Source organism: Chitinophaga sp. XS-30, assembly GCF_008086345.1.
Lineage (GTDB): Bacteria > Bacteroidota > Bacteroidia > Chitinophagales > Chitinophagaceae > Chitinophaga.
Window position 1 is genome coordinate 5,980,193 of sequence record NZ_CP043006.1, and the last position, 24,808, is coordinate 6,005,000.

Sequence of the window (24,808 nt, forward strand, 5' to 3'; positions counted from 1 at the left end):
GGCTTGTCACAGGGCAACCATCAGACATTTAAAATATCTGTTATTCATTCCGGCGGCATATCTTTCTATAATAAATTAATACTCAATATTTTGCGGTAAATATAGGTTAATGTACCCGCTCCCCCTCCGGAATCTTTGAAAATTTGCTGAAATTCGCGCCAGTAAAGCGAAAGAATCAGAAAAATACCCCTATCTTTGCACTCCAAATTTTATTTTAAATTAAATCACAAACAAGGGAAAATTATGTCAAACTACGAATTGATGGTGATCTTTACCCCTGTGCTTTCTGAGGAAGACTACAAAGCTGCCCAGAAAAAATTCGCTGATCTTGTGAAAGACAATGGCGGCGAAATAGTGCACGAAAATCCCTGGGGTCTAAAATCACTGGCGTACCCTATCCAGAAGAAAACCACGGGCATGTACCTGGTTCTGGAATACAGTGCGCCATCCGACTTCAATGAGAAGCTGAAGATCCAGCTCAACCGCGATGAAAATGTATTGCGCTACATGTTTACCAAACTTGACAAGCACGCCCTGGCGTACAACACCAAGAAGAGAGGTAACTATGAGGCTGAACCTAAACCTGTAGAAGCTTAAGTTATGGCAGTTAAACAAGAGATCAAGTACTTAACCGCGGTTAAGCAAGAGAAGCGCCAGAAAAAATACTGCCGCTTCAAGAAATTGGGTATCAAGTATATAGATTACAAGGATGCCGAGTTTCTGAAAAAATTCCTGAACGATCAGGGCAAGATGCTGCCTCGCCGTATCACCGGCAACTCGCTGAAATTCCAGCGCAAGGTAGCCGAGGCTATCAAAAAAGCCCGTCAAATGGCTTTATTGCCTTATGTTACTGACCTTTTAAAGTAAGAAACGATGCAAGTAATCTTAATACAAGACGTAGATAATCTGGGCCAGAAGAATGAACTGGTAAGCGTGAAGAACGGTTACGCCAGGAATTTCCTGATCCCTCAGAAGTTTGCCGTTGAAGCAAGCAATTCCAACCTGAAGCAGCTGGACGAGCGCCTGAAAGTTGCCAAGGTGAAGGAAGAGAAAATGTTGGCCGAGATCGCGAAAGTGGTGGAAGTCCTCAAAGCTGCTCCGTTAACGATCGGTGCCAAAACCGGTACTTCCGGCAAGATCTTCGGTAGTGTTACCGGCGTACAGATCGCCCGTGCTATCAAAGAACAAAAAGGATATGAGATCGACCGTCGTCGCATCCATATTCTCGGAGATGTTAAAGAACTGGGTACTTACAAAGCCCGCCTCGATTTCGGCAAAGGCAATGAAACTGAGCTGGAATTTGAAGTAGTGGCCGAGTAATCAGCCTGCTGATAATTTAATGAAAGAGGGTGTATCAAATCTGATACACCCTCTTTTTATTTGATATCCAATGGTTTATGGAATGCCCGGGATTCATTGAAATACTTTTTAGCGCTTTCTTCTGCCTGACAGTGACACAACTTTAGTCACCCCGCCGGCGTGTTTACTCATACCGCAATGCCACGATCGGGTCCAGCTTCGAAGCCTTCACCGCCGGGTAGATCCCGGATACCAGGCCTACAAAGGCGCAGGACAGGATACCCACCGTGATCCAGACCCAGGGGATCACAAAACTGGAACCCAGCAGTAACGACATCAGGTTACCCACCATCATGCCCAGGAATGTCCCCAGGATACCGCCCAGCACACTGATAATGATCGCCTCGAAAACGAACTGCTGCCGGATAGTGGGAGCCGTAGCCCCCAATGCCTTGTTCACCCCTATCTCCCGCGTACGCTCCGCCACAGATACCAGCATGATATTCATGAGCCCTATTGCCGAACCAAAAAGCGTGATCAGCCCGATCAGCGCAGCAGCGGCGGTGATCGTACCCAGACTGTTGAACAGCATTTCCGCTACACTGTCGCTGCGGCTCATATAAAAATTATTCTCTTCATCGGTGGTCATCTTCCGGATAATGCGGAAAGTGCCCGTAGCTTCCCCGATGGCCGCATCGATAAGGGATATGTCATCAACATTCACATTTACCTGGTAGGTGGCATTCGGCCGGTTGAATACCCTGCGGGTGTTGGTCACCGTTGTCACCACCACATTATCCGCACTGAACAGATTACTGGCGCCTTTTGTCTTCAGGACCCCGATCACCCGGTACCGTACATTTCCTACCCGGACGTTGGCCCCCAGCGCGTCCTCTGGGCGGTCGGGAAATATTTTCTTGACCACGTCGTTCCCCAGGATGGCTACATTCCGGGCAGATTCTATGTCTACCTGGTTAAAATTCCGCCCCATGGACAACTCGTAATTTGATAATTGCAGATAATTCTCATCCCCGCCGACCACCTGTACCGTTGGATTGGTTTTCCTGTTCTCCCGGTACACCGTCATCCCTCCACCGGCACGGAATTGCACGCCTACGGTAGCCGGGAAATCATACCTTTTCTTGAAGGCCATCGCCTCATCGAATGTGATCACGGCGTTGCGGTTGGAGGTGCGCACCCGTTTTTTGCGGTTGGAGCCACGGGTAGCATTGCCCTGACCGCCGATCCGGATATTCAGTTCCCGGTTGCGGATGGAGAATCCATTGGCGCCCATGCTGGCAAAGCTGTCGTATATCTTGCTTTTCATGGTGTCAATAGCCGTGAGAATACCCACCAGGGCCATAATGCCGAAGGCTATAATAGAAACGGTCAGCCCTGTGCGCAGGCGGTTGGCGCTGATGGAGCGCAGAGCGAGGGAAAAGGTATCTCTTAATTGCATAACTACGGTTATCGTAAAGTTAATGTAATTCCGCTTTCAAAAGCACGGGGCGGGGCCAAAAGTGATCAGCGGGGTATTCGCTCCGCAAGCTGCGGGAAAACCCACATAAACCGGTCCGGTTGCAGGAACTGCACCAAAAAAAGCCGCCCGGGTACTTCCGGGCGGCCTCATATATCAAAATACCTGAAAATCAAAGGAACTGCAACAGCAGGTTCGGGAACACGCCCAGCAGGATGATCACTGCGGCACCGATCACCAGTACACTGCGGAAACCGCCGGTAATGGGCAGCGTCTCCGCATCCCCTGCCTTGAAATACATGGCAATGATCACCCGGAAATAATAATAAGCGCTGATCGCCGCGCATAAAACCGCCAGGATCACCAGCCACAACAGCTCTCCCTGCTGCACAGCGGCAGTCAGCACAAAATATTTGGCAAAGAACCCGGCCGTCAGCGGAATACCGGCAAGCGACAGGAGGAAGACCGTATTCACCAGCGCCAGCAGCGGCTGCCGGCGGGCAAGACCCATTGTAGCCATCAAAAGTATAATCCTTCATCTTCAGCAGAATGGCGAAGATGCCGATCGTTGCTACGCTGTAGGCAACCGAATATAAAATGATGCCCTGAACAGCGGTCTCATTGGCGGAAACGATGGCGAACAGCATAAATCCGGCCTGGGCGATACTGGAATAAGCCAGCATCCGCTTCACGCTTTGCTGGAAAACGGCGGTGAAATTACCGATCAGCAAAGTGGCCGCTGTAATAATGGCGATGATAAGCTGCCAGTGATGCTCCAGTCCCCCGCCGGTAAAAGCGGTATGGAACAGCCGGAGAAAGGCGATGAACCCGGCGGCTTTCACCACGGTGGCCATAAATGCGGTGAAAACAGTGGGTGAGCCGTCATATACATCCGGCGTCCAGAAGTGGAAGGGAACGGCGGATACTTTGAAGGCAAGCGCAAAACCCAGCAGGATAATGCCGCAAAGCGCCAACGGAGAAAGATCTCCCGTGCCAAGCCCCATTTCACGGATATTGAAAGTACCGGTAGCGCCATAGATCAGGGCAATGCCCATCAGCAGGATACCGGTGGTAAAGGCACCCATCAGGAAATATTTCAATGAGGCTTCATTGCTCTTCAGGTTCCTTTTATCTGCGCCCGCCAGGATATACTGCGGAATGGAAATGATCTCGATGGAAAGGAACAGCATCAGCAGATTGCTGAAAGAGGCGGTAAGCGTGATCCCCGCGAGGATAAAGAACACCAGCGCAAAATAATCCGCCACATCCTCCCCCACTTTCTCAAATGCGCTGCCGCATAATACAAAGTACAGGAATGTGGAACCGATGGCTACTGCATTGAACAGCACGGAGAAGCGGCTTACTTCGATCATGCCGTGCAGGATCACGCTGCTTCCGCCGGCCAGTTGCCCGTCATACCAGTTGGCCATGAAAGCGATGAGCGTGCCGGCAATAGCAACATATTTGATGTACTGCTTATTCTTCACAAACAGTCCCGTGAACATCATTACAATCCCAAATACAGCAGTAGAAATTAATGCATTCATATCTTAGCGTTACAGAATCTCTATTTAAATTATTTCACCCATGCAGCGGCATTCACTATCGCTGTTGTACTGTTCACCAGTTCCAGCAGCGGCTTCGGATACACGCCCAGTACAAAAATGATCACGATCACCAGGCCTGTTGCCAGCAACTCCCCTGTTTTCAGATCGGCCGTACCGGAAGTCAGCGTATTGGCTTCCCCGAAGATCACCTTTTGCAGCATCTTCAGCATATACACCGCGGCCAGGATGATGGCAAGACCGGCAATGGCGGCAAACCAGCCGTTATACTGGAACAGACCGCTGAACATCAGGAACTCGCCGATGAACCCGTTGGTCAGCGGCAAGGCGATGTTAGCGAGACTGATGATCACCAGCACGATAGCCAGCTTCGGCGCATGGGTGGCAATACCGCCCATTTCCTGCATATTTCTGGTATTGAGCCTGTTTTGTATCACTTCCACGATCATCCACAGGCCAATGATATTGATACCATGATTGAACATCTGCACCTGTACGCCCTGCATGCTTTGCTCGTTGTTCACAAAGATGGCGGCGCTCATCAGGCCGATGTGCGCAATGGAAGAATAGGCGATCAGCCGTTTGATATCTGTTTGCATGATAGCGATGCAGGAGGCGTAAATGATACCGATCACACTCAGGATGATGGCGGCTTCCTGCCACATGTACACACCCTGCGGCAATACGGGCAGCAGCCAGCGTACAACGCCGAACAAACCCATCTTTACCATGATGCCGCTCAGCACCATCGTTACCGGGGTAGGTGATTGCTCATACGTATCCGGCTGCCAGGTGTGGAAGGGGAATACGGGCATTTTGATGGCAAAGGCCACAAAGAACAGCCAGAAGAGCCAGGATTGCTCCGCTGCCCCGGGCTGCAGCGCCGTAAAGGCCGTCCAGCTGAATGAATGGTCCGGCGTCTGCGTGTAGATATAGATGATACCGGTGAGCATCAGCAATGAACCGGCGAAAGTATATACAAAGAACTTGAAGGTAACCGGGATGGCTCTTTCTCCGCCCCACATGGAGCAGAGGAAATATACCGGTATCAGCGCCAGTTCCCAGAATACATAGAACAGGAGGGCGTCATATGCGGTAAAAACGCCGATCAGCCCGGCCTGGGATAACAGCAGCAGGCCGTAAAAGGCACCGGGCCGGTCGTAATCCCGGTTGTACACGGTGATAAAGATCAGCGGAAAAGAAACGGCGGTGAGCAGGCATAACATGGCGCCCATTCCATCCAGTCCTATATTAAATTGACTGCCGAGCTGGGGTATCCATGCCGCGGTGAACTGCAGCGTTTCCGGTGCGGTCCCCACCTGCTGCCAGGCAATAACCGCAATCACCAGCGTGGCTAATGATGACAACAGGCTCAGCGCTTTCGCTCCGGCGCCTTTCAGCCCGAAGGTGATCAGGCCTGTTATCAAAGGAATCAATATGAGTAATACTGTCAACATATCTTTATCTTAATCCGCTATCGATTATAAAAACAAACTGATCACAAACAATACGATCATCCCGATCACCATGGCAAAGATGTAGAAACCCACCTGCCCGTTCTGCAGCAACCGGATACGGCCGCCGCCCCATTTTACGCCTCTGCCTACACCATTCACCAGCGCATCGATACCTGATCTTTCAATTCCTTCCTGGAAGAACCGGCTGAGCACCATCAGCGGTTTTACGATGATGGCATCGTACAGTTCATCCACATACCACTTGTTCTCCAGCACTTTTGCCAGCCCGGTACTTTCCGCACCATTATCCGTATAGTTGCTGAATTTGCTGCGGGCGATGAAGATCATCACGATCACCAGCGCGGTGCTCAGCCCCATCAGTCCCCATTCAAGGGCATGGTCCAGATGATGCGTATGCTCCGATACCAGTACGGGAGAAAGGTATTCGTGTAGCAGGTGCGGTGCGCCGAATACTGCGGGCAGCCCCACATAACCGCCGATCACCGACAGTACCGCCAGTATGATCAGGGGCAGGGTGATGGCAGCGGGACTTTCGTGCAGGTGATGTTCCTGCTCATGCGTACCACGGAATTTGCCGCTGAAGGTGATGTAGTATAAACGGAACATATAGAATGCGGTCATCAGTGCGCCGATCAGTGCCAGGGCATAGATCACTTTGCTGTAGCCGAATGCGTTGGCCAGTATCTCGTCTTTCGAAAAGAAACCCGAGAGGCCGGGAATCCCCGCGATGGCCAGGCACCCGATCAGGAAGGTAATATTGGTCACAGGCATCCATTTTTTGAGGCCGCCCATTTTACGGATATCCTGCTCTCCGCCCATGGCATGGATCACGGAACCCGAGCCCAGGAACAGCAGCGCTTTGAAGAAAGCGTGCGTCATCACATGGAATACCGCGGCGGTATAAGCTCCTGTACCGAGGGCGAGGAACATATAACCGAGCTGGCTTACGGTGGAGTAGGCCAGCACTTTTTTGATATCGTTCTGTTTCAGCGCTATGGAAGCGGCGAGCAATGCCGTTACCAGTCCCACTACGACAATAATGGCCTGGATGTATGGTGCGAGGGAATAGATCACGTTGCTGCGGGCCACCATATAGATACCAGCGGTCACCATTGTGGCGGCGTGGATCAGGGCGGACACCGGCGTTGGACCGGCCATGGCATCGGGCAGCCAGGTGTACAGCGGCACCTGTGCGGATTTACCCATGGCGCCAATAAAAAGCAGCATGGCGATGCCGAACAGGATGACATTCTGCTCACCAAGCCCGGGCACCTGCGCAAATACTTCGGAAAAAGTAACGGAACCGAATTGCTGTATCATCAGGAAGATGCCGAGCAGGAACCCGAGATCCCCGATGCGGTTCATGATGAATGCCTTGTTGGCCGCTTTGTTGAAGTTGATATTCTTGAACCAGAACCCGATCAGCAGGTAAGAGCAAAGCCCCACGCCTTCCCATCCGATGAACATCATCACATAGTTGGCGCCCAGCACCAGGATGAGCATGGAGAATACGAAGAGGTTGAGATAGGCGAAATAACGGGCGAAGCCTTCGTTACTCTCCTCATGCATATATGAGGTAGAGTAAATATGAATGAGGGAGCCAACACCGGTAATGATCAGCAGGAACAAAGCGCTCAGCTGATCTACCTGGAAGGCGAAGGGAATATGAAGGGAACCCACACTGATGAAATCGAACAGCGTGATGACCTGCGGGACAAAACCCGGCTGCCTTACTTCAAAGAAGATGAGGAGGCTGATCACAAATGCCGCCAGCACACTACCGCTGCCTACAACGCCTGTCAGTGATTTGGGCAAATATTTTCTGCCCAGTCCATTGATCAGGAATCCTAATAATGGTAAGAACGGAACCAGCCATACAAGATGTATCATCGATCTATACTATTTTTTAAATCCTTAGTTTTTCAGCCTGCTGAGAATGTTGATATCCACCGAATGGGTATTGCGGTACATCATCACGATGATCGCCAGCCCCACGGATACTTCTGCAGCCGCTACCACCATTACAAAGAACACAAAGAGCTGTGCGGCATCCGCATCTATTCTTCCTGCATCCACCCACATTTTTGAGAAAGCTACCAGCAAAAGGTTCACGGCATTCAGCATCAGCTCTATGCACATGAAAATGATGATCGCATTCCTGCGCATTAATACGCCCATGACACCTATGCAGAAAAGGGCGATACTCAAGAAAATGTAATATTGAACCGGCATGAAAATGATTTTATTTTTTACCAATGACCACTGCGCCTACCATTGCGCTGAGGAACAGCACGCTGCTCAGCTCGAAAGGCACTACATAGCTGGTGAATAATGTTTTACCCAGGTTGGCGATCAATCCTATATCCGTGGGATTGCCTGCCTGCACGGCGGGAAGGCTTGCTTCGCGGAGCGCGCCTACCAGCACCAGCAACAGTGCGCCGCCGCTGATAGCTCCCGCATATTTCAGCCAGTTGCGTTTCTGCGGCTCGATATCGGCATTGAGGTTCATCATCATCAGTACGAAAAGGAACAGCACCATAATGGCGCCGGTGTACACGATGAGGTGTACCACGAACAGGAATTGCGCGTTCAGCATGATGTAATGCCCGGCGATGGCCACAAAGCAAACGATCATGTTCAATACGCTGTTGACGGGATTCTTGCTCAGGATCACCCCCAATGCAGAAGCAATGGCGATAGCCGAAAGCAGGATGAAGATTATCAGTTCAGTACTCATTGGTCCCATTGCTGTCTATTGTTCTTTCTTGTTTACAGTTACCGGATGCTTGGGATCGGGGATCAGCAGATCGTCTTTTCCATAGATAAAGCTTTTGCGCTGGTAATTGGCCGGCGCAAATGTTTCTGTCATATAAATAGCCTCCTTGGGGCAAGCTTCTTCACAAAAACCGCAGAATATGCAGCGCAGCATATTGATCTCGTAACGGGCGGCATATTTCTCTTCACGATAGAGATGCTCTTCTCCGTCTTTACGTTCCGCCGCTTCCATGGTAATGGCTTCAGCGGGACAAGCCACAGCGCACAGACCACAGGCTGTGCAGCGCTCCCTTCCTTCTTCATCCCGGTTCAGCACGTGCAGGCCGCGGAATACCGGGCTGAACGGCCGGGTCTCTTCCGGGTAATTCACCGTTGCTTTCTTTTTAAATATATGCGAAAGGGTGATGCCCATGCCTTTTGCGATGGCCGGCAGGTACATCTTCTCCCAGAATGTCATGGGCCTTCTGTCTACCGGCTGCGCCCTGTTCGTTAATGTTTGCATATATAATGAGTTTCTTCGTTTAAAAATCAGCCCTGGCGGTACAATACAATTGCTCCTGTAATGAGCATGTTCACCAATGCCAGGGGTATCAGCACTTTCCATCCGAGCTTCATCAGCTGGTCATACCGGAAACGCGGCAGCGTCCAGCGGACCCACATGAAAAAGAAGATGAAAGCAAATGTTTTCAGGAATAATGCACCAATGCCCAGGATGGTCACCAGATTGGGACTAAGCCCCAGGCTGTCCATATACGGGAAGCTGTACCCGCCGAAATACAGGGTGGCCATCAGCGCGGAGCTGATGAACATGTTGATGTATTCGGCAAACAGGTAGAAGCCGAGCTTCATGGAGGAATACTCCAGGTGATAACCGCCGTTCAGTTCGTTCTCCGCTTCCGGAAGGTCGAAGGGGGTACGGTTACATTCCGCGAATGCGCAGATCAGGAAAATGAAAAAACCTACGGGCTGCAGTACTACATACCAGAGGCCTTCCCGTTGCTGCTCCACAATATCCTTCAGGCTCAGGGAGCCGCTGAGCATGAACAGTGCGATCAGGGACAACCCCATGGGCAGCTCGTAGGAGATCACCTGCGAGGCGCCGCGGCAGGCGGCCATCAGCGAGAATTTATTGTTGGATGCCCATCCGCCGATCATAATACCGTAAACACCCATACCTACAACGGCGATGATCCACAGTACACCGATGTTCACATCTGCGATCTGCAGGCTGATATCTTTACCACCGATGTTCAGCACATCTCCCCAGGGGATTACGGCGCTGGTGAGGCAGGCGGTGAGCATGGCCATGGAAGGGCCGAGCACAAAAAGGAAATGGTTGGCTGTGGCGGGGATGATCTCTTCCTTGAAGAAGAGCTTGCCACCATCGGCCAGCGGTTGCAGCAGGCCGAAGGGGCCTGCGCGGTTGGGGCCGCGGCGGTCCTGGATCCAGGCTGCCACTTTACGCTCTCCCCAGGTAGAATACATCGCAATTACCAACGAAACAACCAATACCGCCGATATGAGCAGTAGCTTTTCGATTATAAATAACCAGTCAATTGCTAATAAATGTACAGTCATATCTCGCTTTATTGAGCTCCATTGTTTTTAGGAAAATCATTAGAATGCGCGGGGCCGTCTATCTTGCTCAGGTCAACCACCGGCATGTTCACTTCACTGACGGTATGAATGTCCATCAGCAATCTTGGGGCGCGGCCGTCCATCACGTTCGCGATGGTTTCCTGCGGTTTGTGCACACCTACATAATGCCCCTGGGAGATCACGCTGTGGCGGGATATATTGCGGGGGCCTTCAATCACCCAGTCCTTCACATCCTTCCGCTCAAAACGGCAGGTATCGCAGATGAATTCCTCCACTTCCCCATATTTGTCTTTCCGTGCGGTCACGCGGAATATCTCGTCTCCCCGCATCCAAAGCACGGCTTTGCCGGAACATTTATCGCAGCTGCAATGTGCGTCCACCGGCTTGAGGAACCATACGCGGTTCTTGAAGCGTGCGGTACGGTCGGTCAGTGCGCCAACGGGACAAACATCTATCACATTGCCGATAAAGTCGCTGTCCAGCGAGTTCTGGATATAGGTGCTGATCTCGGAAGCATCGCCGCGGCCAAGGATACCGTGGTCGCGTTTGTTCGTCAGCTGGTCAGCCGTGAATACGCAGCGGTAGCAAAGGATGCAGCGGGTCATATGCAGTTTGATATGATCTCCGATATCGATCTTGTCGAAAGTTCTTCTTTTGAATTCGTAGCGGGTGGAAGATACGCCGTGCTCGTAGCTGAGGTCCTGCAGGTCGCATTCACCGGCCTGGTCGCAAACGGGACAGTCCAGCGGATGATTCAGCAGCAGGAATTCCACCACGCCTTTACGGGCATCCAGCACTTCAGGGGAAGTGATGTTGGCCACTTCCATGCCGTCCATTACGGTGGTGCGGCAGCTGGCCACCAGCTTTGGCATGGGGCGGGGGTCCGCATCCGAGCCTTTGCTGACCTTTACGAGGCAGGTACGGCATTTACCGCCGCTGCCCTGCAGCTTGGAATAATAACACATCGCAGGCGGCACCACATCGCCTCCGATCATACGGGCAGCGTTCAGGATCGTAGTGCCCGGCTCCACCTCTACGGGGATGTTATCGATCGTAACCTTGAATAATTTCTTTTCTTCCGCCATTGTTCTGAAACTTTGCATTCACCGGAAAAGCCTGTCCGGCGAAAATTATTTATTAAGCCGTAGCAACCGGGGCTGCTTCGGGCAAGGGATCTGCGTAATGCGCAAGTCCGAAGTTACGTTTCACCGCTTCTTCAGGATAGCGCACATGCCATTCGAACTCGTCACGGAAATGACGGATGGCAGCGGCTACCGGCCATGCTGCGGCATCTCCGAGGGGGCAGATGGTGTTGCCTTCGATCCTGCGCTGGATATCCCACAGCAGGTCGATGTCGCTTTCCTTGCCTTTACCGTTCTCTATATTGAGCAGCACTTTTTTCATCCAGCCGGTGCCTTCACGGCAGGGGCTGCACTGGCCGCAGCTTTCGTGATGGTAGAAACGCGCGAGCGACATGGTATGGCGCACCACGCATTGATCTTCATCCAGCACAATAAAACCGCCGGAACCCATCATGGAGCCGGAGGCAAATCCGCCATCGTTCAGGCTTTCGTACGTCATCATGCGCTGTTCGCCTTTGGCTGTTTTCAGCAGCAGGTTGGCCGGCAGGATGGGTACGGAAGAACCGCCCGGGATGCATGCCTTCAGGCGTTTGCCGTTCGGGATGCCGCCGCAGTATTCGTCTGAGTAGATGAATTCCTCCACGGAAATGTTCATATCTATTTCGTACACGCCTGGTTTGTTGAGATTGCCGCAGGCGGAAATGAGCTTGGTGCCGGTGGATTTACCGGTGCCGTACTTCGCATATTCATCGCCGCCAATATTGATGATCGGCACTACGGCGGCGAGTGTTTCCACATTGTTCACCACGGTAGGGCATTGCCATAGCCCCTTTACAGCGGGGAATGGCGGTTTGATGCGCGGGTTGCCCCGTTTGCCTTCCAGTGATTCGATCAATGCGGTCTCTTCTCCGCAGATGTAAGCGCCGGCGCCGCGTTGCACATATATCTCCAGGTCAAAGCCGGAGCCCTGGATGTTCTTGCCCAGCCAGCCGTTCTTGCGGGCGTCGCTGATCGCTTCTTCGAGGATATCGGGGATCCAGGCGTATTCGCCACGGATGTAGATGTAGGTGGTGTTTGCGCCGAGGGCAAAGCTGGAGATCAGCAGCCCTTCAATGAGCAGGTGGGGAATGAATTCCATCAGGTAACGGTCCTTGAAGGTCCCTGGCTCCGATTCGTCCGCATTACAAACGAGGTAGCGGGGCACACCTTCCGGTTTTGCCAGGAAGCTCCATTTCAGGCCGGTAGGGAATCCCGCGCCACCACGGCCGCGCAGGCCGCTTTTCTTCACTTCTTCGGTCACCAGGTCCGGGCTCATGCTCTTCAGGGCCTTTTCAGCTGCGGCATACCCGCCGTTCTTCCGGTACACATCGTAGTACCGGATGCCTTCTATGTGCGCCTTGTCTAACAGTAATTTACGTCCCATTGTCTCGCTTTATAAAATGCTCCCGATGGCGGGAACGGTATAGTTTTTTCAGCTTTTTCTACTTTGGTCAGCCGCCGTTGTGTCACTCACTTCAGCTGCTGTGCCTTGTTGTGCGGCCTAATTCGATTTTGCCCGGCATTCCGCGATGATCTCATCCACTCTTGCCTTTGTCAGGTGCTCTTTATAGAACTTGCCCAACTGCATCATCGGCGCATAACCGCAGGCGCCGAGGCACTCCACCGTCTTTAAAGAAAAAAGGCCATCTGCGGTGGTTTCACCCACGTTGATGCCCAATCTCTCTTTGATATATTCAATGATATTGTCCGAACCACTCAACATACACGGACCGGTATGGCATACCTCGAAGAGATACTTGCCCACCGGCTTGAGGTTGTACATGGAGTAAAAGGTCGCCACTTCATACACCTCGATGGGCGCTATCTGCAGCAGGGATGCCACATAATCCATCGTTTCCGCACTGAGCCAGCCGCCGAACGATTCCTGGGCCAGGTGCAGCACCGGAATCAGGGCGCTTTTCTGCTTCCCTTCCGGGTAGCGCGCAATGATCTCTTTTACTTTATTCAGCTTCTCTTCAGAAAATTGAACGGCCATTTATAAATCTTGCTTTATGATTATTCTTCAAATATCCGCTGCGGTCATTTTGCAGCAGCGAATGGTATCCGTTATGCATCCAGTTCCCCGGCGATCAGGTTCAGGGAGCTCATACAGATGATCGCGTCACTGAGCATTGCACCCTGCACCAGTTCCGGATAGGCCTGGTAATAAATGAAACATGGCCTGCGGAAGTGCAGCCGGTATGGTGAGCGGCCACCGTCACTGATCAGGTAGAAGCCCAGCTCTCCGTTGGCGCCTTCCACCGGGTTGTACAGTTCTCCCGGTAAAATATCGGTTTCCCCCATCACAATTTTGAAGTGATAGATGAGCGCTTCCATTTTTGTATATACATCATCCTTGTCAGGCAGGTAATAGGCGGGAACATCGGCATGGAAAACATCTTCCGGCAATGTTTTCAGCTTTTCCATAGCCTGGCGGATGATGCTGAGGCTTTGCCACATTTCCGCATTGCGTACCAGGAAACGGTCGTACGTGTCGCCGGTAGTGCCTACGGGAATAGTGAATTCAAAATCTTCATAAGAGCAGTATGGGCTGGCCACGCGAACATCGTAATCTACACCCGTCGCTCTCAGGTTGGGGCCGGTGAAGCCGTAGTTCATCGCTCTCTCCGCGGTGATCGCCCCAACGCCCTGCGTACGCTCCATGAAGATGCGGTTACGGGTGAAGAGGTTTTCGAACTCTTTCAGCACGGCAGGGTATTCTGCCAGGAATTTCTCGATCTTCCGGAACGCTTCCGGCGTGAAATTCCTTTCGAAACCGCCTACGCGGCCGATATTGGTGGTAAGCCTGGAGCCGCAGATCTCTTCATAGATCTCGTACACCAGCTCACGGTATTGCATGACATACAGGAACCCGGTGAATGCGCCGCTGTCTACCCCGATCACGGAGTTGCAGATCAGGTGGTCTGTAATACGGGCCAGTTCCATAATGACCACCCGCAGGTAATCCACACGCTTCGGGGTTTGAATGCCCAGCAGCTTTTCCACGGTCAGATGCCAGCCCATGTTATTGATGGGGGCGGAGCAGTAATTCAGGCGGTCCGTCAGCGGTGTGATCTGGTAATATGGCCGGCGCTCCGCGATCTTTTCGAATGCACGGTGGATATACCCTACCGTAGGTACGGTGGATACAATGCGCTCTCCATCCATTTCCATCACGTTCTGGAATACACCATGGGTCGCAGGGTGTGTCGGTCCCAGGTTGAGGGTACTGGTCTGCTTCTCTATGGAGCCATCCGGCAGTGTAATATGTTTATGCTCAGACATCATATCTAGCTGAATAAAAAGTAAAAATTAAATCCCGGTGATCCCTCCGCGGCCAAACATCTCGTCATCCTTGTCTACGCGTGACTGGTCTTCCAGCGGAAATTCCTTGCGCATGGGGAAGTAATCCATTTCATCCACATTCAGGATACGCACCAGGTTCGGATGGCCTACAAAATCAACTCCGTAGAAATCGTATGTTTCCCGTTCCATCCAGTTCGCGGTCGCGAATATCTGTGTGGCGGTGAATACCTGCGGTGAATTGATATCGGTGAATACCTTGAAGCGCAGACGCACATTGTCTGCAAAATTGTGCAGGTGGTAAACCACTGCCAGTTCCTCTCCTGTCCGGTCGGGATAATGCACCGCGGTGAGATCGGTCAGAAAGCGGAAACGCAGGTCCTCTTCATCGAACAGGAACTGCATTACTTTAAGGTTCAGGTCTTTCGGTGCGTGAAAGGACATCATGCCGAAGGATTCCTCAAAATTCGTCAATGCATCCCCAAACTTCTCTGCCAGCCTGTTTTTTATGTGCTCGTTCGTCAAAGACATGTATAAGCTATTATCGTTTCTATTGGATTCCGTAGGAGTTCATCAGGTCTTTATACCGTTCGGAGTGCCGGCGGCGGAGGCTTTCCTCGCCCACGATGTCCTGGATGCGCATAACGCCGTCCAGGATCGCTTCCGGACGGGGAGGGCAACCCGGTACATAAACATCCACAGGTATCACCTGGTCTATTCCCTGCAGAACGGAGTAGGTGTCAAAAATACCGCCGCTGCTGGCGCAGGCGCCAACGGCAATTACCCAGCGCGGTTCCGCCATCTGCAGGTACACCTGACGCAGTACGGGGGCCATCTTTTTGGCAATGGTGCCCATGACCATCAAAAGGTCGCACTGACGCGGGGTAAACCCGAGACGCTCAGAGCCGAAACGGGCAAGATCATAATGCGCGGCCATCGTGGCCATGAATTCGATACCGCAGCAGGACGTTGCAAAAGGCAGCGGCCAGATGGAATTTTTCCTGGCCAGACCGATCACCTTATCGAAAGAAGTGGCAAAAAAACCTTCACCGGAATACCCTTCCGGCATTTCCACCAGCTTGACCTTGTTGTTGAACTGAACGGGACGAGACATATCTAAACCCTCCTTATCCTCTTCCCTGTAAACCGGGAAAAGGTATTTTATTAATAGTTAGTTACTTTCTTATTAATCTTCCCATCTCAGGGCGCCCTTTTTGATGATGTAGTAGAAGCCACCCATGAAAAATGCGACGAATGCCAGCATTGCCAGGAATCCTTCCCATCCCAGCTCCTTGAAATTCACAGCATAAGGATAGAAAAAGATCACTTCCACATCGAACAGTACAAACAGGATTGCGGTCAGGAAATATTTTACCGCAACGGGTTGGCGGGCATTTCCCATCTGCTCGATACCACTTTCGAAATTGACCAGTTTATCGCTGGTTTTACGCTTTGGACCCAGAAAATGGGTAGCGATCATCGTAACACCAACAAATCCCAAAGCTACAATCAGTTGCAAAACAATAGGGAAATAACTGAAAGGCGTGTTGCTGGCAGTCAAAAATTCAGAGGCAAAAAACATAAGCTTCCCAATATAATTGTCCGAAAGCGCAAAAATACTGCAAGTAAAGCACAATTCAAATCGATGACGATGGAAAATCTAATCTTTTTTTTGTATATGTAATATAATAAGATATGATAGATTGGGTTTCCGGGGTTTCCAAAGAAGCGGGTTTTGAGCTTAAACAATTGAAGATAAGGTACTTTTGACACAAAGACCCGGCCAAAGGGCCAGGTCTTTGAAAAATAAAATATTGAGATCTAGCTATTTGGTACTATTCTGCTGTGCGGACCGGGCGCTCATGTTTTCCTTAATCGCCCTTACCGGTTCGCTGTTCGGGTCCAGCGGTTCCAGTTTGCTCATATATTTCTGGAGGTTGGCATTGTCCTCCTTGTTATAATAATATACCATCAGGTAGGTGTACGCCTTGATGAGGCCGATCTTGTTCCTTTCCACATCGCTTTCCGCCATGGCAATGTATTTTTCGAAGTAAGGCAGCGCCACGCCGGTTTTGGCTTCCACATCCTTCCCTGCGGCGGTCATACCCTGCCAGTAGTGGCCGGTGGTGAGGTCGGGGAAGTTCGTGGAGATCTGACCGAAGGCGGAATCGGCCTTATTGAGCATCACGGTGTCTGTCATGCCCTCTCCGGCGGATGCCCTGTAGTAATTCAGGCCGATATTATAGTAATCGAGGGCGGAGGGTTTTTCCTTCATTTCCACTTTCAGCTCCGCGAACTTCTTGTACCAGTCGGCTGCCCTGTCGAATACCCTGGCCTCCTGATAGGCCTTGGCCACACTTTCGTACCGGTCCAGGTCCTTCACCGTATCCGCTGTAGCATACTTTTCCAGGTATTCCAGCGCCTTATTGTCGATCTCTACCTGGGAGGCGGAATCCTGGTACTTGATGCGGCCGTAGATCTCGCTGCCGAGTTTGTAGTCAAGCGGTTCCAGCTTGGCTTCCCCCACTTTCTGCACGTAATCATCATACACCTTTCTGGCCGTCAGGGAATCCCCTTTCTGGAGGTGCGCGTCAGCGATCAGGCGGTGCAGCTTCATCTTGTAGGAATCATTCGCCTGCGGGATCAGGCTCTGCGCTTTGGCGATGGCGCTATCGTAATCTCTGTCAAAGAACATGATAGAAGCCAGGTAGTATTCATTTTTCACTTTGTCGGACGGGTCTGACAAGGACAGATACTTCTGCAGGTTCTCTTTGGCCTTGGCCAGGGAGAACTGCCTGGGGCGGGGGGTGTAGTAGAATTGATACAGTTCGTAGAAAACAGGAGCGTAATTCGGGTCCAGGGAAGCAGCCCGGGCATAGTCGCCTACAGCCTGTTCCAGCAGTTTGGCATTGTAATTCACATGCCCCTGTTTCATCACCGCCTCCGCGTTATTGGCATCCAGTTCCAGCGCCCTTTCATATGCGGTGATGGCTTTACCGCCGTTTTCACCACCCAGAGCGCGGTATGCATCGCCCAGTTCGATATAGTCGGCTGCCGTGGCATCGTAGATATCCCTTCTTTTGGCGCCTTCATTATTCATCAACGTTTCCATCGTGGCCAGCGCAAAGGCCTTGTTACCACCTTTTATTTCCGAGTTGGCATCGGCCACCGCACGGGATACCTCCCCATTCTTCCCTTTAACGCCTGCAAGGGCAGCGTCGAACTTCTGGCGGGCGGCAGCGGTATCTCCGTTCAGGAGGTCTATCCGCCCCATTCCGGCAGTCAGCAAAGGAGAATTAGGCACGGCCGTCAACCCTTTGGTAAATGCAGCAGCGGCAGCTTCCTGATTTTCCATTCCAAGTTCCGCGATGCCGAGGTAATAATGCGCCCGGTCATCTGTCGGCTTCGATGCTATGACGCTTTCAAAGTCCTGTTTTGCTCCGGCATATTTGCCATAGTATAATTTCTTGAGACCATCGTCTATTGATTGAGCCATCACCCCGCCGGCCAGGAGAAGCAGGGCGAATACGGTACTGATACGCTTGTTCATGGTTTTAGTTTTAGTCCGTTAAACATACCGGCAGATTTTCTTTTCGCGCCGGTATGGAATTCTTTGTATAAAAAAACATGCCAGAAAGCAAGTTGTTGACATAGGGGTTCTTGCTTGTCAACTGAATTTACTCAATTCCGGCGGCATAAACAATGCAGGAAAAGTTAAAAAAGTTTAGTATATCCTTTAGCCGCCCGCCGCTGCGGATAAAAGGCAGTGGGGGGCGGACATGTGTTAATTAAATACTATAGAAGTGTTAAAATTGAGGTCAGTGGAGCAAGATCATGTATCTATTCCCCTTTCCGGGAAAGGTATATGGATGCAGTTGACGGGGTTGCGCTTGATCTATGACGATATGGTCGTCCGGGGCAATTCCAAAAAGAAAACCGGGGGCTGACCTTTGATTGCGAACTGTGTCTGGTGCTCTGGCTCGGGTAATTCCGGAAAGAAAACCGGGGCTGACCGGGAAGTAACTACTTCCTGATCAGCCCCGGCCTTATATGACGGCGGTATTATTTACCGGCGCCCTGCGTAGCCTTGGCAGTTTTGCTGGCCGCGGCTTTTTCTACGGATTCAAGATATTCCTTTACCTGACGGGCGGTTTCATTCGCCGGGTCGATCGCTGTCAGCTTGTCCATGAACGGCTGCATATTGGTCTTGTCGTCCAGATTGTAATAATACAGCATCATGTAAGTGTAAACATTGGTCAGGAACCTTTTGCTTTTTGCCTCATCTTCAGGTTTGATCATCGTGAGGTATTTCTCGAACGGTTCTTTGGCTTTGCCTTCCTTAGCCTGCTGGTCCATCGCGAAGTTGGACATTCCTCTCCAGTAGTAACCGTTTGCCTGCTCAGGGTACTTTGCGCTGAAAGCAGCCCAGGTGGAATCCGCCTTGCTGTATTCAGCTGCATAATACTCATATACCCCTTTGAAGAAGTGGTCCTCAATAGCACGCGGATTTTCCTCTAATTCCAGTGTTTTACCATACCATTTGGCAGTTTTTGAATAATTGCGCATTTCCTTGAATGCCTCTGCAATGCCTCTGTACGTTTCATGATCTTTTGCGGTATCAAGGTCTGCATATCTTTCCAGATAAATACCAGCTAAGGAATCATACTGAGCTTCTGTAGCTGAATCAGAGGGTGTCAATTTACCATAAATGGCACTCAAAAGTTTGAAGTCGTTTGCCACAAGCTTGTCATCGCCTGCGACTTTAATGTAGTCTTCCATCACTTTCTGAGCGTTCAGCGAATCTCCTTTTTGCAAATAAGCATCTCCGATCAACCGTATAAATCTACCCTTTTGATCCGCGTTGAGCATAGACAGCGCACTTTTCCCCTTTTGAACGGCTTCATCATACCGTTTTTGATAGAAGGCAATAGCAGCCAGGTTATAGGCATTTTCTATCTTATCCCCGCCATCTCCAATCGCGTCGATATATTTTTGCAGATATGTTGCGGCATTTTCCCAGGATAGTTGATTCTTTTTAGGCGTAATGTAGAACTGGTACAATTCAAAATAAGCCGGCGCATAATTCGGATCCATATTGGTGGCTTTCGTCCAGTCGGTCACAGCCTGCTGCAGCAGACGGGCGTTGTAGTTCACCAGGCCTTGTTTCATTACAGCTTCGGCGTTATTGGGGTCCAGCTCCAATGCTCTTTCATATGCGGTGACAGCTTTACCACCGTTCTCACCACCGAGGAAACGATAGGCGTCTCCCAACTCGATAAAGTCAGCTGCGGTTGCAGTATATTGCTGTTTTCTTTTACGGCCTTCATTATTCAGCAGCGTTTCCATGGTTGTCAGCGCATATCCGCGGTCTCCACCCTGAATTTCAGAATTGGCATCAGCAATAGCGCGGGCAACGTCTCCATCACGACCTTCAGAAGCGGTAGTAGCAGCGTCGAATTTCTGTTTTGCTTCGGCAGGTTTGCCATTCAGCAGATCAATACGTCCCATACCGGCAGTCAGCAGGGGAGAATTAGGTACAGCAGCAAGTCCTTTGGTAAAAGCAGCTGCAGCGCCGTCTTTGTTTTCCAGTCCCAATTCAGCAATTCCCAGGTAATAATAGGCGCGGTCGTCCGTTGGTTTGGCAGTTATCGCTTTTTCAAGATTCTGCTTCGCGGTTTGAAATTTGCCATAGTACAAATCTTTCAAACCATCCTCCACAGATTGCGCCATGGCTCCGTTGGCTACGCAGAGCATGGCTACAAATAGACTTTTCCTCGTGTTCATGAGCAATCCGGTTTTAGTTGTGTTTATCAGTATTTAATATTATTTCAATGTGGCTTCCCTGAAGACGATGTTAAGCCTGGCAGGGTATAGTTTATATCTGCCTATCAGGAGTTGACCTTCCTGACCGCCGAGAAAAGTGGCAAAACCGGCGCCCAGTCCATGATAGGGCTCTTTTAAAACAAAAAACATCCCGCGGGTAAGCGGATATGACTTCATACCGATATAAAACTGGTATGGTTGTACGAAATCTGTGTTATTGTCGGCTCGTACTTTTACTGTTGTGACGCGATTGGTAAATTCTATTGATGTAGAATCATTGGTATCGGATATCCAGTTTACCCCTATCACGCCTATCGCATTTTTACTCTTTTCCACATAGCCGATCACCTCGGGGTTGGTTTGCGCTGCCATGGTATTGGCCGGCAGCGGTTTTCCCTTGTTGATGGAATCCAGAATGAAGCGTACCGTGCTGGAGTGCTGGTTATCAAAAACGATCTGCCAGGGTTTCTCCGCTTCGCCGCTCATGATCTTGCGCACCTGGTCCATTGTCAGAATGGAATCAGGGTTGGCATTGTTAACGATCAATGCTACAGCATCCGTTGCCAGTTGCAGACTTTGCGGACGGATCTTTTCCTTTTTGAAATATTCCTTTTCTTCTTCCTTCAGGTCCCTTGTTACAATGATCAGCCTGGAACTGTCATTGAACAGATCTTTAAAACAATCTGCTTCCGGTTTATATTCTGCGATGATCTTTGCCTTCGGATACAAGGATTCGAATACCCTGATCTCGGATTCTATCAGTGGCTTGTAAGTCTCATCAACCGAGATCCTGATCGTGCCTTTGGTTGGCGTATCCTGTTCAGCGCCCTTGCGGGAAGAGCCGGTATTACAAGCGGCCATTACAAGGGGAGTTATTGCTGCTGCCCACAAGATCTTCTTCAGGCTTTTAATGCTTAAAAACATACACAAGGTCTATTGATGACGAATAATCAGGTCAAAAAAATAATTGTTTGATGCCCCTGTACACACGGTATAGTCCATACGCGCAAAGAAGACCTCCTATGGTATAAATAATGGCGGGCTCAAAATTGAGCTTGCGGAACCCCAGTTGCTCAGAGAAGAAAGCGTATAGCCCGAATAAGATAAAAAATATTCCCCTGATCAACTCGCCGAACGGGCGATAAGATGCGTTCATTCGTTTGTTTGTGTTTTCGTTCTCCTGATGCATTGGTGGCAAATTACAATTATACAAAAAAAATTGTTTTCATCTAGTTATTGAAACTTATTCGTTTGTTAAAGCTCCGGAAAACCGCGGCTGTAGTTTGACCGGCGGCTTTGTGAAAAGATGCGTTGCGACGCGGATTCCATATCGCTATATCAGAATTTAACATATTCAATTCTAGTGGGATGCATGCGGACTTCCCCGAAAAAATGGTAGGTTTGCGTTCGGAAAAAAGATGGGAAAAGCCGTCCGGAAAGGACTTCAAACAACTGGTAACCAGTGGCTTACCCTTAAAGCAGTAAACAGCGATGAAAATTCTGATGGTCTGTCTCGGCAATATTTGCCGTTCGCCGCTGGCGGAGGGCATTCTCCGGCATTTGGCCGTGCAGCGGCAGTTGAACTGGGAAATTGATTCCGCAGGAACGGGCAACTGGCATGTGGGAGATCCGCCGGATCCGCGTTCGGTAAAAGTGGCTAAAAAACACGGGATCGATATTTCGGGCCTCCGGGGACGACAGTTCCAGGCCGGTGATTTCGAGCGTTTCGACAGTATTTATGTGATGGACCTGGACAATTACCGGGATGTGCTGCGGAAAGCGCGCAGCGATGCGGACCGTAGCAAGGTACAATTGTTGCTGGAACATCAGCAGCCGGTTCCCGATCCCTGGTATGACGATGCCCTGTTTGAACCGGTCTATCATCTGATATACGACGCTTGCGAAAGGATCGTGAATACGCCGTGATTTTTCAACTTCATTTCTCTCGATAATGGCAAAATTAAGCATCCCCCAGGGGACCAGGGATTTTGGGCCGGATGTGGTGCGGAAACGCAACTACATCATTTCCACGATCCGCAAAACATTCGAATTATACGGCTTCCAGCCGCTGGAAACACCGGCCATGGAAAACACCTCCACCCTGTTGGGAAAATACGGCGAAGAAGGCGACAGGCTGATCTTCAAGATACTGAACAACGGTGATATACTCGGGCAGGCGCAATTGGCTAAAGACAGCCGTGAACTTGGCCTGTTACTGTGCGAGAAATCGCTTAAGTACGATCTTACCATTCCGTTCGCCAGGTATGTTGCCATGAACCATGGCAAACTCAACCTTCCCTTCCGCCGATACCAGATACAACCGGTGTGGCGCGGGGACAGGCCGCAGGCGGGCCGGTACCGCGAATTTTATCAATGTGACGCCGATGTGATCGGCAGCAATTCCCTGATCAATGAGGTTGAACTGTTGAAAATCTATGATACGGTGCTCACCGACCTTCAGCTGACGGGCTATGAGTTGCGTGTGAACAACCGGAAAATACTGGCAGGACTGGCGGAACTTGTCGGGCGGCCTGATCTCATGACGGATATCACCATCGCGATCGATAAGCTGGATAAAATAGGGGAAAACGGCGTACGGCAGGAACTGGTGGAGCGCGGGCTGACAGATACGGAGACGGATAAAGCTATGGCCTTTATTTCGCTCACCGGTACAAATGAACAGAAGCTGCAACGGCTGTCGGAACTGCTGGCCTCTTCGGATACCGGCCTCAAAGGTGTGGAGGAGCTGCGTTTTGTATTGCGTAACCAGCTGGCATCATTCCGGGTGGAACCTCAGCTGGATCTGACCCTTGCCCGTGGCCTGAATTACTATACCGGGATGATCGTGGAGGTAAAGGCTCCCGCTGGTGTGAACATTGGCAGTATTGGCGGCGGCGGCCGGTACGATGATCTGACAGGACTCTTTGGCGTGCCGGGAATCTCCGGAGTAGGCATTTCCTTCGGTCTTGACCGGATCTATGATGTGCTGGAGAAGCTGGGGCTTTTCCCTGCGTCGGCAGAGGAGTCTACACGGGTGATCTTCTTCCATCCGGGAGCGGAGCGGCTCGCTGAAGTTTTCAGGTACGCCACCCAGGTACGGGAACGTGGTATTGCGGTGGAGATGTATCCGGAGGATATTAAACAGGACAAGCAGTATAAATATGCGGAGAAGCGGGGTATTCCCTTTATTGCATATGTGGAAGATAATGCGCCGGATACGATCTTTATAAAGGATATTCCGGGGAAGCAGCGTTATACGGTGAAAGCCGGGGAACTGGGTGACTTCGGGTTTTAAGTGCTTCTTCAGGTATAGAACGACCGTCTTGAAAGTAATTGCTGCCTGCTAATTCAGGTGATGAATTTACGTGATTTTCAAGCTATCGAATTGCTTTTGAGGTGGTCGTTTTCAATGTTGCGGCATGTACAAAAACTCACTGGTTACATGATGATGTAAAACAGTAACGTTTTAAGTATGTACAAAACTAGAGAATTCCGCCGGTTGCCTGATGATGGAGTAAAGCAGCAACATCTCAATTAGGTATATAAACAAAAGAGTCTCGCCGGTTGCCTGTTGATGGAGTAAAGCTGCAACATCTCAATTAGGTATAAAAACAAAAGAGCCTCACCGGTTACCCGATGAGGCTCTTTTCAATAAATATGGCAGTTACCTACTCTCCCGCATGATATTGCAGTACCATCGGCCATGAGGGGCTTAACTTCTCTGTTCGGAATGGGAAGAGGTGAACACCCTCGGCAAAACCACCATAAGATCTTGCATATCTTGTGTGTGTTGTCCGGTCCTGCTTGTTTCCCTTTCCGCTGATCATGGATCAGGGGCGGGGTACCGGCAGGCAGACCAATAAATTTACATATCGGGAAGTTGTAAAGCATCCGTTTGGCCGCATTTGCATGCCGGCGTACGGGATGTGCAATAAATAAAATTAAAGCTTACGGGCAATTAGTACTACTCGGCTTCGATGTTACCACCCTTACACCTGTAGCCTATCAACGTCATCGTCTCTGACGGCCCTTAAAAGTAAACTCATCTTGAGGTAAGTTTCACGCTTAGATGCTTTCAGCGTTTATCTTGCCCGTACATAGCTACTCTGCACTGCACCTGGCGGCACAACAGATACACCAGCGGTACGTACGACCCGGTCCTCTCGTACTAAGGTCATGTCCTCTCAATTTACTAACGATCACAACAGATAGGGACCGAACTGTCTTGCGACGTTCTGAACCCAGTTCACGTGCCACTTTAATCGGCGAACAGCCGAACCCTTGGGACCTTCTCCAGCCCCAGGATGTGACGAACCGACATCGAGGTGCCAAACCTCCCCGTCGATATGAGCTCTTGGGGGAGATCAG

The 24,808-nt window shown here is 50.7% G+C and carries 23 protein-coding genes, 2 rRNA genes and 1 pseudogene (1 of these 26 only partly in view); 5 read left to right on the forward strand and 21 right to left on the reverse strand.

The window, feature by feature from the left end; all coding sequences use genetic code 11:
- The first annotated feature begins 243 nt into the window (after window positions 1-243).
- Genes rpsF through rplI form a run of 3 tightly spaced genes read left to right on the forward strand, consistent with a single transcriptional unit; the run spans window position 244 to window position 1,320 of the window.
- Complete coding sequence (rpsF, locus tag FW415_RS24060) at window positions 244-597, forward strand: 30S ribosomal protein S6 (protein WP_148389647.1); 354 nt, start codon at window positions 244-246, stop codon at window positions 595-597.
- Between the two features lie 3 nt (window positions 598-600).
- Entirely contained in the window at window positions 601-867 is a 267-nt protein-coding gene (gene rpsR / locus FW415_RS24065) for a 30S ribosomal protein S18 (protein WP_148389648.1), read from the forward strand.
- A gap of 6 nt (window positions 868-873) precedes the next feature.
- Window positions 874-1,320, forward strand: coding sequence for a 50S ribosomal protein L9 (gene rplI, locus FW415_RS24070; protein ID WP_148389649.1), 447 nt, complete (start codon window positions 874-876; stop codon window positions 1,318-1,320).
- 163 nt (window positions 1,321-1,483) lie between these two features.
- On the opposite strand, the gene FW415_RS24075 is transcribed toward rplI, so the two are convergent.
- The 19 genes and pseudogenes from FW415_RS24075 to FW415_RS24160 form a co-directional block, all read right to left on the reverse strand.
- Window positions 1,484-2,758 carry an ABC transporter permease gene (locus FW415_RS24075; protein WP_148389650.1) on the reverse strand — a complete coding sequence of 425 codons (1,275 nt, stop codon included), beginning with the start codon at window positions 2,756-2,758 and terminating at the stop codon, window positions 1,484-1,486.
- 190 nt (window positions 2,759-2,948) lie between these two features.
- Window positions 2,949-3,296 carry a proton-conducting transporter membrane subunit gene (locus tag FW415_RS25615; protein WP_371417067.1) on the reverse strand — a complete coding sequence of 116 codons (348 nt, stop codon included), beginning with the start codon at window positions 3,294-3,296 and terminating at the stop codon, window positions 2,949-2,951.
- 76 nt (window positions 3,297-3,372) lie between these two features.
- Window positions 3,373-4,323, reverse strand: a pseudogene (locus tag FW415_RS25810) (NADH-quinone oxidoreductase subunit N); the annotation flags it as partial.
- 29 nt (window positions 4,324-4,352) lie between these two features.
- A complete protein-coding gene (locus FW415_RS24085; protein WP_148389651.1) occupies window positions 4,353-5,798 on the reverse strand; it encodes a NuoM family protein in 1,446 nt (481 codons plus the stop codon).
- Window positions 5,799-5,822: 24 nt separating this feature from the next.
- On the reverse strand, window positions 5,823-7,709 hold the full coding sequence (gene nuoL, locus FW415_RS24090; RefSeq protein WP_148389652.1) for an NADH-quinone oxidoreductase subunit L: 1,887 nt from the start codon (window positions 7,707-7,709) through the stop codon (window positions 5,823-5,825).
- Window positions 7,710-7,733: 24 nt separating this feature from the next.
- A complete protein-coding gene (gene nuoK, locus FW415_RS24095; protein ID WP_146861078.1) occupies window positions 7,734-8,051 on the reverse strand; it encodes an NADH-quinone oxidoreductase subunit NuoK in 318 nt (105 codons plus the stop codon).
- Between the two features lie 10 nt (window positions 8,052-8,061).
- The gene (locus FW415_RS24100) at window positions 8,062-8,556 is read right to left on the reverse strand and encodes an NADH-quinone oxidoreductase subunit J (protein WP_148389653.1); all 495 of its coding nucleotides are present in this window, start codon (window positions 8,554-8,556) and stop codon (window positions 8,062-8,064) included.
- A 15-nt stretch (window positions 8,557-8,571) separates the two neighbouring features.
- Window positions 8,572-9,096 carry an NADH-quinone oxidoreductase subunit NuoI gene (gene nuoI / locus FW415_RS24105; protein ID WP_148389654.1) on the reverse strand — a complete coding sequence of 175 codons (525 nt, stop codon included), beginning with the start codon at window positions 9,094-9,096 and terminating at the stop codon, window positions 8,572-8,574.
- 26 nt (window positions 9,097-9,122) lie between these two features.
- Window positions 9,123-10,172 carry an NADH-quinone oxidoreductase subunit NuoH gene (gene nuoH, locus FW415_RS24110; RefSeq protein ID WP_210420786.1) on the reverse strand — a complete coding sequence of 350 codons (1,050 nt, stop codon included), beginning with the start codon at window positions 10,170-10,172 and terminating at the stop codon, window positions 9,123-9,125.
- 8 nt (window positions 10,173-10,180) lie between these two features.
- Window positions 10,181-11,296 (reverse strand): 2Fe-2S iron-sulfur cluster-binding protein, encoded by a 1,116-nt coding sequence (locus FW415_RS24115; RefSeq protein ID WP_246858856.1) that lies wholly within the window; start codon window positions 11,294-11,296, stop codon window positions 10,181-10,183.
- 34 nt (window positions 11,297-11,330) lie between these two features.
- Window positions 11,331-12,698, reverse strand: coding sequence for an NADH-quinone oxidoreductase subunit NuoF (nuoF, locus tag FW415_RS24120; RefSeq protein ID WP_148389655.1), 1,368 nt, complete (start codon window positions 12,696-12,698; stop codon window positions 11,331-11,333).
- Between the two features lie 117 nt (window positions 12,699-12,815).
- A complete protein-coding gene (gene nuoE / locus FW415_RS24125; protein WP_148389656.1) occupies window positions 12,816-13,310 on the reverse strand; it encodes an NAD(P)H-dependent oxidoreductase subunit E in 495 nt (164 codons plus the stop codon).
- Between the two features lie 71 nt (window positions 13,311-13,381).
- Entirely contained in the window at window positions 13,382-14,602 is a 1,221-nt protein-coding gene (locus FW415_RS24130; RefSeq protein WP_246858857.1) for an NADH-quinone oxidoreductase subunit D, read from the reverse strand.
- 24 nt (window positions 14,603-14,626) lie between these two features.
- Window positions 14,627-15,148, reverse strand: coding sequence for an NADH-quinone oxidoreductase subunit C (locus FW415_RS24135; protein WP_148389657.1), 522 nt, complete (start codon window positions 15,146-15,148; stop codon window positions 14,627-14,629).
- Window positions 15,149-15,167: 19 nt separating this feature from the next.
- Window positions 15,168-15,731 (reverse strand): NADH-quinone oxidoreductase subunit B, encoded by a 564-nt coding sequence (locus tag FW415_RS24140; RefSeq protein WP_148389658.1) that lies wholly within the window; start codon window positions 15,729-15,731, stop codon window positions 15,168-15,170.
- A 72-nt stretch (window positions 15,732-15,803) separates the two neighbouring features.
- Window positions 15,804-16,136, reverse strand: a complete 333-nt coding sequence (locus tag FW415_RS24145) for an NADH-quinone oxidoreductase subunit A (protein WP_246858858.1) — start codon at window positions 16,134-16,136, stop codon at window positions 15,804-15,806.
- A 306-nt stretch (window positions 16,137-16,442) separates the two neighbouring features.
- Window positions 16,443-18,167 (reverse strand): tetratricopeptide repeat protein, encoded by a 1,725-nt coding sequence (locus FW415_RS24150; RefSeq protein ID WP_148389660.1) that lies wholly within the window; start codon window positions 18,165-18,167, stop codon window positions 16,443-16,445.
- A gap of 512 nt (window positions 18,168-18,679) precedes the next feature.
- Entirely contained in the window at window positions 18,680-20,401 is a 1,722-nt protein-coding gene (locus FW415_RS24155) for a tetratricopeptide repeat protein (protein WP_148389661.1), read from the reverse strand.
- Window positions 20,402-20,440: 39 nt separating this feature from the next.
- Window positions 20,441-21,301 (reverse strand): PstS family phosphate ABC transporter substrate-binding protein, encoded by an 861-nt coding sequence (locus FW415_RS24160; RefSeq protein ID WP_168208963.1) that lies wholly within the window; start codon window positions 21,299-21,301, stop codon window positions 20,441-20,443.
- A gap of 630 nt (window positions 21,302-21,931) precedes the next feature.
- Between FW415_RS24160 and FW415_RS24165 the strand changes: the two genes are divergently transcribed.
- Complete coding sequence (locus FW415_RS24165) at window positions 21,932-22,366, forward strand: low molecular weight protein-tyrosine-phosphatase (protein WP_148389663.1); 435 nt, start codon at window positions 21,932-21,934, stop codon at window positions 22,364-22,366.
- A gap of 25 nt (window positions 22,367-22,391) precedes the next feature.
- Window positions 22,392-23,735 (forward strand): histidine--tRNA ligase, encoded by a 1,344-nt coding sequence (gene hisS / locus FW415_RS24170; protein WP_148389664.1) that lies wholly within the window; start codon window positions 22,392-22,394, stop codon window positions 23,733-23,735.
- A 360-nt stretch (window positions 23,736-24,095) separates the two neighbouring features.
- On the opposite strand, the gene rrf is transcribed toward hisS, so the two are convergent.
- Window positions 24,096-24,207, reverse strand: a 5S ribosomal RNA gene (gene rrf, locus FW415_RS24175).
- Between the two features lie 171 nt (window positions 24,208-24,378).
- Window positions 24,379-24,808, reverse strand: a 23S ribosomal RNA gene (locus FW415_RS24180) (it continues 2,453 nt past the right edge of the window).